Source organism: Streptomyces sp. TLI_146 (assembly GCF_002846415.1).
GTDB lineage: Bacteria > Actinomycetota > Actinomycetes > Streptomycetales > Streptomycetaceae > Streptomyces.
Window position 1 is genome coordinate 7,635,793 of record NZ_PJMX01000001.1, and the last position, 12,036, is coordinate 7,647,828.

General features: G+C 72.9%; 10 protein-coding genes. 3 read left to right on the forward strand and 7 right to left on the reverse strand.

All coding sequences use genetic code 11. The annotated features are described in order from the left end of the window. Positions 1-286 precede the first annotated feature (286 nt). The 4 genes from BX283_RS33985 to BX283_RS34000 all read right to left on the reverse strand — a co-directional run bounded on the left by BX283_RS33985 (position 287) and on the right by BX283_RS34000 (position 4,656). On the reverse strand, positions 287-799 hold the full coding sequence (locus BX283_RS33985) for an RICIN domain-containing protein (RefSeq protein ID WP_180357332.1): 513 nt from the start codon (positions 797-799) through the stop codon (positions 287-289). Positions 800-1,048: 249 nt separating this feature from the next. After that, positions 1,049-2,572 (reverse strand): aldehyde dehydrogenase family protein, encoded by a 1,524-nt coding sequence (locus BX283_RS33990; protein ID WP_101391244.1) that lies wholly within the window; start codon positions 2,570-2,572, stop codon positions 1,049-1,051. Between the two features lie 99 nt (positions 2,573-2,671). Beyond that, positions 2,672-3,955, reverse strand: a complete 1,284-nt coding sequence (locus BX283_RS33995; protein ID WP_257584055.1) for a GAF domain-containing protein — start codon at positions 3,953-3,955, stop codon at positions 2,672-2,674. Positions 3,956-4,080: 125 nt separating this feature from the next. Continuing rightward, the gene (locus BX283_RS34000; protein WP_101391246.1) at positions 4,081-4,656 is read right to left on the reverse strand and encodes an N-acetylmuramoyl-L-alanine amidase; all 576 of its coding nucleotides are present in this window, start codon (positions 4,654-4,656) and stop codon (positions 4,081-4,083) included. Between the two features lie 257 nt (positions 4,657-4,913). Here BX283_RS34000 and BX283_RS40870 point away from each other — a divergent pair, with 257 nt between their 5' ends. Then, positions 4,914-5,423: a hypothetical protein gene (locus BX283_RS40870; protein ID WP_257584056.1), complete on the forward strand. Its 510-nt coding sequence runs from the start codon at positions 4,914-4,916 to the stop codon at positions 5,421-5,423. Between the two features lie 18 nt (positions 5,424-5,441). Here the strand turns inward: BX283_RS40870 and BX283_RS34010 are convergent, their stop codons facing one another. Beyond that, positions 5,442-6,716: an SWF or SNF family helicase gene (locus tag BX283_RS34010; protein ID WP_101391247.1), complete on the reverse strand. Its 1,275-nt coding sequence runs from the start codon at positions 6,714-6,716 to the stop codon at positions 5,442-5,444. After that, positions 6,713-9,622: a DEAD/DEAH box helicase gene (locus BX283_RS34015; protein WP_101391248.1), complete on the reverse strand. Its 2,910-nt coding sequence runs from the start codon at positions 9,620-9,622 to the stop codon at positions 6,713-6,715. The genes BX283_RS34010 and BX283_RS34015 overlap by 4 nt, the downstream gene beginning before the upstream one ends. A 275-nt stretch (positions 9,623-9,897) precedes the next feature. Here BX283_RS34015 and BX283_RS34020 point away from each other — a divergent pair, with 275 nt between their 5' ends. Together BX283_RS34020 and BX283_RS34025 are read left to right on the forward strand one after the other, a co-directional pair. Beyond that, positions 9,898-10,986: a fatty acid desaturase gene (locus BX283_RS34020; RefSeq protein ID WP_373979322.1), complete on the forward strand. Its 1,089-nt coding sequence runs from the start codon at positions 9,898-9,900 to the stop codon at positions 10,984-10,986. Positions 10,987-11,178: 192 nt separating this feature from the next. Then, on the forward strand, positions 11,179-11,358 hold the full coding sequence (locus BX283_RS34025) for a hypothetical protein (protein ID WP_101391249.1): 180 nt from the start codon (positions 11,179-11,181) through the stop codon (positions 11,356-11,358). A 143-nt stretch (positions 11,359-11,501) separates the two neighbouring features. Here BX283_RS34025 and BX283_RS34030 read toward each other — a convergent pair whose 3' ends face one another. Beyond that, positions 11,502-12,029, reverse strand: coding sequence for an SAM-dependent methyltransferase (locus BX283_RS34030; RefSeq protein WP_101391250.1), 528 nt, complete (start codon positions 12,027-12,029; stop codon positions 11,502-11,504). Between the last annotated feature and the right edge of the window lie 7 nt (positions 12,030-12,036).

The following is a 12,036-nucleotide window of genomic DNA, read 5'->3' on the forward strand; positions in this document are numbered from 1 at the left end:
CCGCCCGTACCGCAAGTCATGAGGCTCGTCACAGCCAGGAACACCGGCCGAGCAGGGGGTCTACCTGCTCCGACCGGCGCACGAGAGGGCATCACATGCCGCGTGGGCGGACATGGCCTGCCCTGCTGTCCGCCGGCCCACGGCGGCCGGACAGCAGGCGACTTCCCCTGTCGCACGGGCGCGTTGCCGCATCACACCCGGCCGGGATCGGAGCCCGTCCTTGAACCCGCGTGCCCGCCGCGCCCTGACCACCGGGCCGGGGCCCCGTCAACGGGTGTGCCGCCCGTCAGTACCGCATCATCCAGTGCTGCTCCGGCGGAGAGTCCGAGGCGCAGGTCCACAGGGTGAGGTAGGTGCCGTTGCCGGACGAACCACCCTTGTTGGTGAGGCACTTGTCCGAGTAGTTGGTCTTGATGGACCAGTCGTCCGACCAGAACTGCTGGCTGCGGTTGTTGCCGCTGTTGTCGCACGGCCAGAGGGTGAGCACCGCGCCGTTGACGTTGTACCCGTCGCCCTGCGGGGTCAGGCACTTCCCGCTCGCCTTGTGGACGATCTGGTAGTCGTCGCGGTCCCACTTCTGTAGTTCGTCCCCCGTACAGGTCCACAGGGTGATGATGGTCCCGTTGGCCGTGCTGTTGCCCTTGGGAGTGGCGCACTTGCCGGGGTACCAGCTGCCGGGGCCGACCGGTGTGAAGAGCTCTCCCCAGTTGGGGCCGGCCGCCGAGGCCTGCGGGGCCATGGCCGTATGGAAGCCCACTGCCAGGAAGACCGCCGACAGGAACGCCATTGGCTTGCGCATGACACGCCTTTCATCAGAGATGCCGTCTGCAACACCGGTGAATCTAGCCACGCGCGGCGGGCCGGGATGTGCGAGGCGTGCAGAGTTTCTCCACAATCCATGCAGCCCCCACGTGTCACATATCGCCGCTGCCCGGGGCGGCGAGGTCGGAGAACCGCGGCGGGACATGGACCGGGTCTCGCTCCAAGGGGGCCGAGCGGAAGGCGCCTGACCGGCACAACCCAAGGTCAGGCGCCATTTCTTGGGCCTCTAGAAGAAGCCCAGCTTCTTAGCCGAGTAGCTCACCAGCAAGCTCTTCGTCTGCTGATAGTGATCCAGCATCATCTTGTGGTTCTCCCGCCCGATCCCCGACTGCTTGTAGCCGCCGAAGGCGGCGTGCGCCGGGTAGGCGTGGTAGCAGTTCGTCCAGACGCGGCCCGCCTGGATCGCTCGGCCCGCGCGGTACGCCTGGCTGCCGTCGCGGGTCCAGACGCCGGCGCCCAGGCCGTACAGGGTGTCGTTCGCCGTGCGGATCGCGTCGTCGAAGTCCGTGAAGGACGTCACCGCGACGACCGGGCCGAAGATCTCCTCCTGGAAGATCCGCATGCGGTTGTCGCCCTCGAAGATCGTGGGCTGGACGTAGTAACCGCCCGCCAGCTCGCCGTCGTACTCGATCCGCTGACCACCCGTCAGGATCTTCGCGCCCTCCTGCTGGCCGATGTCCAGGTAGGAGAGGATCTTCTGGAGCTGGTCGTTGGAGGCCTGGGCGCCGATCATCGTGTCGGTGTCCAGGGGGTGGCCCGCCACGATGGCCTCGGTGCGGGCGATGCCCGCGTCCAGGAACTCGCCGTAGTGGCCGCGCTGGATCAGCGCCCGGGACGGGCACGTGCAGACCTCGCCCTGGTTGAGGGCGAACATCGTGAAGCCCTCCAGCGCCTTGTCGCGGAAGTCGTCGTCCGCCGACCAGACGTCGTCGAAGAAGATGTTCGGGGACTTGCCGCCGAGCTCCAGCGTCACCGGGCGGATGTTCTCCGACGCGTACTGCATGATCAGGCGGCCCGTCGTCGTCTCGCCCGTGAAGGCGATCTTCGCCACGCGCGGGCTCGACGCCAGTGGTTTGCCCGCCTCCACGCCGAAGCCGTTGACGATGTTGACCACGCCCGCGGGGATGAGGTCGGCGACCAGGGCCAGCCAGACGTGCACGGATGCCGGGGTCTGCTCGGCGGGCTTGAGGACCACCGCGTTGCCCGCCGCGAGCGCGGGCGCCAGCTTCCATGCGGCCATCAGGATCGGGAAGTTCCACGGGATGATCTGGCCGACCACCCCGAGCGGCTCGTGGAAGTGGTACGCCACCGTGTCCTCGTCGAGCTGGCTCAGCGAGCCCTCCTGCGCCCGCAGCGCCCCCGCGAAGTAGCGGAAGTGGTCGATGGCGAGGGGGATGTCGGCGGCCAGCGTCTCGCGGACCGGCTTGCCGTTCTCCCAGCTCTCGGCGACCGCCAGCTCCTCCAGATGCGCCTCCATCCGGTCGGCGATCTTGTTGAGGATGTCGGCGCGCTCGGCCGGGGCGGTGCGGCCCCAGGCGGGCGCCGCCGCGTGCGCCGCGTCCAGGGCACGCTCGACGTCCTCGGCGGTGCCGCGGGCGATCTCGGTGAAGGGGCGGCCGTTCACGGGGCTCGGGTTCTCGAAGTACTGGCCGCCGGCCGGCGGGACGTACGCGCCGCCGATGAAGTGGTCGTAGCGCGACTCGTACGAGACGATCGCGCCCTCGGTGCCGGGCGCTGCGTAACGGGTCATCTCCGTGGCCTCCCTCCGGCGCCGCCCGCCCTTGGACGGCGCTCGCGGTGGAGGCTAGGGAAGTCCACGTTGCGGCCGGGTTGCGAGGTTCGACGGCACTCACATGCTTCCCGCGAACCCCGCCCCCAGCGCCCCGTCCAGCTCCCGCACCCTCGCCAGCGCCGGCCCCCGCCGGCACTCCGGCAGCGCCGCCACCAGCGCCCGCCACACGCTCACGTCCTCCTCGCCCCACGGGCTGCGCGCCCAGTCCGCGAGCAGCCCCGGATCGCCGCGCTCGATCAGGGCCGCGCGCAGCTGTCCGGCGAGGCGGGCCCGTATCCGTACCACGGCGGGCGCCTGCGAGGTGGGCAGCAGCGGGCCCGCGTACGCGCCCATCGCCGCCGCGACCGCACCCGAGCCCAGGCGGCGGGCGACCATGTCGAAGTCGGTGTCGATGGGGAGGGCGAGGCGGTACGGGCGGGAGGAGAGGAGGTCGGGGCCCAGCAGGCGGCGCAGCCGGGAGAGTTCGGCGCGGACCGTCACCGGGGTCACCGACTCGTCCTCGTACATGTCGACCAGTACCTGATCACCCGTCAGACCCTCGGGGTGGCGGGAGAGCAGCACCAGCAGTTCGCTGTGGCGGCGACTGAGGCGGACCTTGCGTCCGGCGGCGACCAGCAGCGCCTCGTCCCGGCCGAGGGCGCTCAGCTCGATGGTGTCGCCGGTGGGCGGCGGGGCGAGCAGGGCGAGTTCCGACTCAGCCGCCCGCGCCACCGCCTGCACGAACGCCAGGCTGTGCGGATGCGCCAGGCCGTCGCCGCCGGTGATGTCCACCGCGCCGAGCAGCCGCCCCGTGCGCGGGTCGTGCAGCGGGGCCGCCGCGCACGTCCAGGGGTGCACCGGGCGCCGGAAGTGCTCGGCGGAGAAGACCTGTACGGGTCGGTCCTCGGCGAGCGCCGTGCCCGGCGCGTTGGTGCCCACCGCCGACTCCGCCCACCGCGCGCCCGGTACGAAGTTCATCGCGCCCGCCTTGCGCCGGGTCCCCGGGTGGCCCTCCACCCACAGCAGCCGTCCGTGGGCGTCGCAGACGGCGACGAGATGCTCGCCGTCCTTGGCGTACGAGTCCATCAGCTCCCGGATCACCGGCATCGCCCGGGCCAGCGGATGCCCCTCCCGGTACCCGGCCAGTTCGTCGTCGCACAGCTCCACACCGGCCGTGCCGTCCGGGTTCACCCGGGCCCGCGCCGAGCGCCGCCAGGAGGCGGCCACCAGTGGGCGTACGGGCCGGACCACCCGTCCGGCCGAGGTGAACGCGTCATGGGCGCGGCGCAGCTCGCCGGTCCGCTCGGCGGGGTCGGCCCCGGCCTCCAGGGCGACCCAGGACTCGTACCGGGTATCGGTCAACTGGGCCTCCGGGCGGGCGGGGCGGGCGGGGACCGGTCCATCGTCGGCCCGCCGGGCGCGCCCGGCAAGGCGTCCCGCACACCCTCGGCGCATCCCCGCCCCGTCGGGGCTCGGGCCGGGCCGCGTCAGGCGAAGTTGACCAGCCGGATGTAGCGCACCCAGTCCCAGTTCGGCCCCGGGTCGGTGTGGTCGGTGCCGGGGACCTGGTAATGGCCGATAATGTGCTCCCGGTCCTTGGGGATGCCGTGCCGGTCGCAGATCGAGGCGGTCAGCCGCGCCGACTCCTCGTACAGCGCGTCGGTGAAATAGGCGGGTTGGTCCACCCATCCCTCGTGCTCGATGCCGACGCTGCGGGTGTTGTAGTTCCAGTTGCCCGCGTGCCAGGCGATGTCGTGCTCGCGCACCATCTGCGCCGTATAGCCGTCGGCGGAGCGCACCACGTAGTGCGCGGAGACCTTCTTCGCCGGGTTCTGGAAGATCTGGAGCGTGGTGTTGAACGACTCCTGGGTGACATGGATGATCACCCGGTCGACCGCATAAGTGAAGGGACGCTGGGAAACGGTGCAGTTGGCGTCCGAGGCGGGGACCCAGTGCGCGCCCGGGTAGTCGGTGTCGGCGGCGGCCTCGGCACGCGTCGCGGGGAAGAGCGCGCCCGCGGCCACGGTGGCGGCGGCGCCCTGGAGGAGTCTTCGGCGGTCCACGGGCAACGGAGCTCCTGAATGTCGTGTCGTGTGCACGTCGTCAATGCGTCGATACGTCACGTTCAACCGGCAAGAACCTCGCCGAGGTTACGGTACGGCGCGGTGTAGGGGCGTGGAAGGGCAGCGGCGGCGCGTGGCGCGGGACGGCGCGCCCCCGCGTACGCGGCGGCTGCGGCAAGCGCCGCGACTGACCGACTTTGGCGTAAATTCCGGCCAGGGGTCGCGAGATGAACCGTTTCGGGCCGACTCTGGAGGCTATGGCCACGCCGCCCGTACCTCCGCGCCCACCCGGGCCGCCGTCCTCGCCGGGCGGGGGCTTCGGTCCCCCCGACTGGCAGCCCCCGACGCCGCCGCCCCCGGACCCACCGGCCGCAGGGGGCCGCCGGGGCGTCTTCATACTGCTCGCGGTCGTGGTGGCCGCCGCGGCCGTCGTCGCCATCGTGCTGGTGGTGAACGGCAGCGGCGACGGGGCCGACGGCAAACCGACGAAGACCCCGACGAGCGAACCGGCCCCGACGCCGTCGCTGAGCCTTCCGAGCGGGATCCCGACTGAGCTGCCCTCGGAACTGCCCACGAACCTTCCGTCGAACCTTCCGTCAGGGCTTCCCACGGAAGTGCCGAGCGACCTGCCGGAGGTGCCGGATCTGCCCACCGAGATCCCCGGCGGCATACTCCCGTCGGCGGCGGACGGAACCGGCGACGGCACGCCGGTCTACGAGATCAGGGCGGGTGGGGAACCGAACCGCGGGGCGCCTCCCAGGACATAGGCCCCCACCCCCGCACCCCTACCGTTCCAGCACCGCCCCCGGATCCGGGTCAGCGGGCCCCGCCGGTACCCACGCCCCGCGCTCCTTGCGGTACGGCCACCACCGGCCGTCCCGTCCGAGCCGCAGCTGCGCGCCGCCCCCGACGACCGTCCAGCGGTTCGCCCCGGAGGCGCGCAGCACGGGCCGGTCCTCGTCCTGCCAGGCCCGCGCCAGCGCGTCCCCGGCGCGGGCCTGGGCCTCCGGGCCGGGGGTCCACTCCTCCTCCAGTACGGAGAGGGAGGCGGCGCCGCCGTACCGCCACGCTTGTACGGCCAGGTCCAGCTCGGCCGGTCGCCGTCCGGAACCCGCCGCCAGCCGACCCGCGATCCGCCCGTCCTCACAGCCCGCCGCCAGACGTACCGCGTCCTGACGATCGGTCAGATCGGTCGGCAGTGGCTGGAGTTCGTGGCCCGGCGCCAGCGCCTCGGCCAGCATCTCCCGTGCCCGCCGTGCCGCGTCCGCCGCCAGGAACTCCAGCGCCGCGGGATCGACGCCGGGCTCGGGGGCGGCCTCCGTGTCCAGGTGCGGCGGCGCCCCCGCCTCGGCCGGTATCCCGGGCACCCCGGGCAGCGGCGGCACGATGTCCCGCGCCGCGAAGACCTCGGCGGCCGGCACCCCGGCCGGAACTTCCGGTTCCGTGGAGCGGGGCGCCGCGCTGCGCTCCTCCAGGTCCGCCAGCAGCGCCCGCTCGCCCCGGCCCCGCATGAGGAGCAGGACGAACGGGTCCTGGTCGAGGAGCCGCGCCACCTGGTAGCAGAGCGCCGCCGTGTGGGGGCAGTGGTCCCACGCCTCACAGGTGCACTCGGGCTCCAGGTCGCCTATGCCCGGCAGGAGTTCCACCCCGGCCGTCGCCGCGTCCTCCACCAGGTGCGGGGGCATGTCACGGTCGAGGAGCGCCGCGATGTGCCCCGCCCGCTCCGCGGCCATGCCGAGGAAACGGTCCCAGTCGTCGTCGGAGAGCCGCTGCCACACCACGTCGCTGCGGTGGGAGGTGCCGTCCCGGTCGCGCACCACCGCGGTGATCCGCCCCGGGCGCACCGACACCGCGCCGACCGCGCCCTCGCGCGCGTAGCGGCGGCCCCTCTTCAGCTGCTGGCCGTCGAGCGCCGTGTCCTCAAGGGCCTTGAGCCACGCCAGGCCCCACCACGTCTGGGCGAAACCGCGCCCGTGCGTGGGCGGCAGCGCCGCGAAGGTGCGCTCCTCGGCGCCGTCCCCGTACACGTGCTCCTCCGAGAGATCCCCGTACCCGCTCATCGCCCGCTCCCTCGCAGTGCCACCAGATCCGCCAGCTCGGCGTCGGACAGTTCCGTCAGCGCGGCCTCGGCCGACTCGCCCGTGCCGAGGACCGCGTCCGCCAGCTCCCGCTTGCGCGTCAGCATCTCGGCGATGCGGTCCTCGATCGTCCCCTCCGCGATCAGCCGGTGGACCTGCACCGGCTGGGTCTGGCCGATGCGGTACGCGCGGTCGGTGGCCTGTGCCTCGACGGCCGGGTTCCACCAGCGGTCGTAGTGGACGACATGGCCCGCCCGGGTGAGGTTGAGGCCGGTGCCCGCCGCCTTCAACGACAGCAGGAACACCGGGACCTCACCGTCCTGGAAGCGCCGCACCATCCGCTCGCGCTGCTCCACGGGCGTACCGCCGTGCAGGAACTGCGTGGCGACCCCGCGCGCGGCCAGATGCTGCTCGATGAGCCGCGCCATCTGCACGTACTGGGTGAAGACCAGCACCGCACCATCCTCGGAGAGGATGGTGTCCAGCAGCTCGTCGAGCAGCTCCAGCTTGCCGGAGCGGTCCGCGATGCGCGGCTGCTCCTCCTTGAGGTACTGCGCTGGGTGGTTGCAGATCTGCTTCAGCGCGGTGAGCAGCTTCACCACCAGCCCGCGCCGCTCGAAGCCGTCGGCGCCCGAGATCTCCGCGAGGGTCTCGCGCACCACCGCCTCGTACAGACCCGTCTGCTCCTTGGTGAGCGACACCGCCCGGTCGGTCTCCGTCTTGGGCGGCAGCTCGGGCGCGATGCCCGGGTCGGTCTTGCGGCGCCGCAGCAGGAACGGGCGCACCAGGCGCGACAGCCGCTCGGCCGCCGCCGGGTCCTTGCCGCCCTCGACGGCCGCTGCGTACTTCGTACGGAACGTACCGAGGCGGCCGAGCAGCCCCGGCGTCGTCCAGTCGAGGATCGCCCACAGCTCGGAGAGGTTGTTCTCGACGGGTGTGCCGGTGAGCGCCACGCGCGCGCGGGCGCCGATGGTGCGCAGCTGGCGGGCGGTCGCCGAGTACGGGTTCTTGATGTGCTGCGCCTCGTCCGTGACGACCATGCCCCACGCCACCTCGCCGAGCTTCGCGGCGTCGAGCCGCATCGTCCCGTACGTGGTGAGGACGAACTCCCCGTCCGCCAGGCCCTCCAGGCGCCGCGCGGAGCCGTGGAAGCGGCGCACGGGCGTGCCCGGCGCGAACTTCTCGATCTCCCGCTGCCAGTTGCCCATCAGGGACGTCGGGCAGACCACGAGCGTGGGACCGGCGGTCGCCGGATCGCTCTGGCGGTGCAGATGCAGGGCGATGAGGGTGATCGTCTTGCCGAGGCCCATGTCGTCGGCGAGACAGCCGCCGAGGCCGAGCGAGGTCATGTCGGCCAGCCAGTTGAGGCCCCGCAGCTGGTAGTCGCGCAACCGCGCGGCGAGCGCGGCGGGCTGCTCCACGGCGTCCTCACGCGCGCCCTCGGGGTCGGCGAGGCGGTCGCGCAGGCCCGCGAGCCAGCCCGACGCCTCGACGTCCACCCGGCGTCCGTCGACCTCCGTCGAGCCGGTCAGGACCGTGCTCAGCGCGTCGACCGGGGTCACTTTGCGGTCCTGCGCCGCGCGGGCGCGCCGGACCTCCTCGGGGTCGATCAGGACCCACTGGTCGCGCAGCCGCACCACCGGGCGGCTGGCCTCGGCCAGTTGGTCCAGCTCCGCGCGCGTGAGCTGGGTGTCGCCGAGCGCGAACCACCACTCGAAGGCGAGCAGGGCGTCCGTGGAGAGCGTGGAGGGGGCAGCGGACTGCGTGCTGTCCGGCTGCGCCCCGGAGGTGCCCCGCTCCGCGCCGTCCGGTACGGGCCCGATCACCGCGCGCGTGGTGAACTTCCGCGCGAGGTCCTTGGGCCAGTGCACCTGGACGCCGATCGCGGCGAGGGTGCGCGCGGCCCCGCCGAGCAGCTCGCCCACCTCCTCGTCGGCCAGCTCGATCGCGTCCGGCACGGCGGCCGAGAGCAGCGGTGCGAGCGGCGCCCACGCGCGCGTGGCGCGACGCAGCGCGAGGAGCGCGTCCATCCGCGCGTGCGGGCCGAACGCACCGGCGGCGGGACCGGACTCGCCCCACACCTCGGCCGCGTCCGCCACCAGCGCGGGGTCGCTCACACTGTGCAGCTGGAGCACGGCCCGGAAGACCGGCCCCGCCGCGTCCGGGTCCGCCGACTCCAGGCCGGGCAGTTCGACGCGGAGCGAGATCCGCACGCCCGCGTCGTGCCCGGCGGCCACCTCCGCGGCCCAGGCGCGCTGCTCGGGCAGCCGCTGGGGCGGGTCCGCCGCGAAGGCGGGGGAGCCGGTCGCCAGGGCGGCGGCGGGCGTACGCGGAAGCCCGTCCGCGACCGCGTCGAGGAACTGCCGTACCAGCACCTCGGGCTCGGGCAGCAGCAACGGTTCGCCACCTGTGTCGAGCGGTACCGCGTGCGCCTCGGGCGGCATCGAGGCCGCCAGCTCACGGACGCGCTCCAGCTCGTCGGCGCCCAGCGGCCCGATCCGCCACGCGTCGTGGTCGGTGGCGGTGAGGCCGGGCAACAGCAGGCCGCGCGCGGCGAGTTGCAGCGCGCGCAGCGCGGCCGTCCCCCAGAAGGCGGCGGCCCGCGAGGCGTCGGCGCGGGGCCGGGCCCTGGTCAGGACGGGCAGTGCGTCGCGTACGGGCAGCAGGACCGCGCGCACCGCGTACGCGTCGGCGTCGGCCCCCGCCACGGTCAGCTCCTCGGCAGGCTCCTCGACGCGGTCGGAGAAGGCCTGCGGGGCGGAGCCGTCGGTGTTCCAGAAGGCGATACGGCCGAGCCGGGCGGGGTCGGCGGGCAGGAAGGTGACGTGGCAGCGGGCGAGTTCGTCGATTTCGGAGGGTGTGGGCGCGGGGAGCCTGTGTACGGCGATGACACATTCCTCAAACTTGACTACTGCGGTTCCGGAATCGCCGAGGGTACACCGGTCGCGCCGCGACCGGGCGAATGCGCGCCGTGATCTGTATCACTCGATGCGCGGACTGGGCTCTCTCCCGCCCGCCGGGGTGGAGCCAGCACCACCATGCCTCCGGGGCAGTCCCCCGTCCGGCCCGGGTGGTGGCGCCATGGTGGCCAAGGGCCCCTGATTCGTACGTTTCATGAGGTCAGCGCAGGTGACTGCGGGAGACGAACGACCGGAGACCTACGATGCCCCAGGCCATGCCCCAGGCCCCTGCGAATGCCCGGAGTGGCGCGGGCGCCACCCTGCTCGCGCCACCGCGCCCCGCCGGACGGGGCAGCGAGTTCGCACCCCTCCTGAAAGAGGCGAAAGGGCAGGGGCTGCTGGAGCGGCGCACCGCCTGGTACGCGAGGGGCATCGCCGTCAACCTCCTCGCCCTCGCCGTGACCGTGACCGCGATGGCGCTCACCGGCGACACCTGGTGGACCCTGCTGTACGCCGTGCCGCTCGCCGTGTTCTGGGCCCGGACCGCGTTCTTCGGCCACGACGCGGGCCACGCCCAGATAACCCGCGGCCGCCACGCGGGCCGCACCATCGGCCTGCTCCACAGCAACCTGCTGCTCGGCATGAGTTACGCCTGGTGGAACGACAAGCACAACCGCCACCACGCCAACCCCAACCACGTCGACAAGGACCCGGACGTCGGCGTCGGCGCGCTGGTGTGGACCGAGAAGCAGGCCGAGCGCCGAGAGGGGTTCGCCCGCTGGCTCACCCGCAACCAGGCCCGGCTGTTCTTCCCGATGCTGCTGCTCGAAGGCATCGCCCTCAAGGTGTACGGATTCCAGGACCTGCGCAGGCAGCCCCGGCGGGAGCGGGCCGCCGAGGGCACGCTCCTCCTGGTGCACCTCGCCGCCTACGCGGGCCTGCTGCTGGCCGTGCTCTCGCCGGGCAAGGCGCTGGCCTTCGCACTGCTGCACCACGCCCTCTTCGGGCTCCACCTGGGCATGACCTTCGCGCCCAACCACAAGGGCATGGAGATGCCCGACGCCGACGACGACGGCTGGGGCCATCTGCGCCGCCAGGTCCTCACCTCGCGCAACGTACGTGGCGGACCGCTCACCGACTGGTTCCTCGGCGGACTGAACTACCAGATCGAGCACCACCTCTTCCCGAATCTGCCCCGCCCCCACCTGCGGCTCGTCCAGCCGCTGGTCCGCGCCCACTGCCGGGCCGTCGGCATCCCGTACGCGGAGACCTCCTTGATCGACTCCTATCGGCAGGCCCTGGGGCACATGCACGCGGTGGGAGCGCCGCTGCGCCGGAGCGGTGCGGCGTAGCTGCCGCGCCGTGAGACCGGGGCGCGCGACTGCGCCGTGGCCGGCCGCCACACGGCTGCCCTGCCGCATAGTGGAAGCAGACGGTCGGCGTACCGCGCGGAAGCGGACACGTGGCCGGGAACCGGAGGACGCGGCCACGCGTTCCCTGGACAGAGAGCGGCAGCAGCAGCGGCCGCGAAGGAGGCGACGGACATGTCGAAGCGCGCGATGATCGCCGCCGGTGGAGTGGCGGTGGGACTCATCCTGATCCCGCTGATCGGATTCCTGCCGGCGCTGCTGGTGCTCATAGGGGTGCCCGTCGTGGCCTATCTGATGCTGGACCCGAGCCAGCGCCGCAGGCTGCGCCACATCAGCCGTAAGGAACTGCGCTGAGGGTGGGGCGGGGTCTGGGGCTGGGTGTGGGGCTCGGGCTGGGCCGCATGAGGCTGGGAGTGGCTCGGGGTTGAGCGTGGGTGCGGGTGCGGGTGCGGGTGCGGGTGCGGGCCTGGCCGCGCCCGGCCCCAGCGGTCCGGCCCTCAGCCGTCGAGGCCGCTCCCGGGCTCCGGCTCGCCCGCGTAGTAGTCCCGCATCAGCTCCGTGGACCACTCCGGCTGAACCGTCTCGCCGCGTGGGCCGAACTCCGCCATGTACGGCTTGATGTCCAGCACCGGAGTGCCGTCCACCGCGTCCAGGCCGGTGACGTGGACGTCCAGCCCTTCCACCCTCACCACACGGCAGCGCGAGACGCCGAGCCGGTTCGGGCGGTTCTTGCCGCGCTGGGCGAAGATCCCGACCAGAGGCCAGTCGGGGTTGCCGCGCGGGTGGCGCGCACCCGACTCGACCTTCTCGGGCGCCACCCGGTCGAAGTGGTACACGACCTCCAGATGGGAGAAGTCCGCCAGGCCGAACAGCGCCTCGGGGCCGAACTGTTCGGCGTCGAGCCGGATCACCGCCGACTCGCCACCCCAGTGGTCATCGGCCACCTCGGCCCGCCCGCCGACCACCCGCCCCACTGCCCGGCACACCACTTCCACGCCGTGCTGTTGGATTTCGCCGTCCGCCATGTGAGCC

Excerpts from the sequence above, each read along its gene's own strand:
- BX283_RS33985 (WP_180357332.1), bottom strand. The coding sequence starts at position 799 with ATGCGCAAGCCAATGGCGTTCCTGTCGGCGGTCTTCCTGGCAGTGGGC.
- BX283_RS33990 (WP_101391244.1), bottom strand. The coding sequence starts at position 2,572 with ATGACCCGTTACGCAGCGCCCGGCACCGAGGGCGCGATCGTCTCGTAC.
- BX283_RS40870 (WP_257584056.1), top strand. The coding sequence starts at position 4,914 with ATGGCCACGCCGCCCGTACCTCCGCGCCCACCCGGGCCGCCGTCCTCG.
- BX283_RS34010 (WP_101391247.1), bottom strand. The coding sequence starts at position 6,716 with ATGAGCGGGTACGGGGATCTCTCGGAGGAGCACGTGTACGGGGACGGC.
- BX283_RS34020 (WP_373979322.1), top strand. The coding sequence starts at position 9,898 with ATGCCCCAGGCCATGCCCCAGGCCCCTGCGAATGCCCGGAGTGGCGCG.
- BX283_RS34025 (WP_101391249.1), top strand. The coding sequence starts at position 11,179 with ATGTCGAAGCGCGCGATGATCGCCGCCGGTGGAGTGGCGGTGGGACTC.
- BX283_RS34030 (WP_101391250.1), bottom strand. The coding sequence starts at position 12,029 with ATGGCGGACGGCGAAATCCAACAGCACGGCGTGGAAGTGGTGTGCCGG.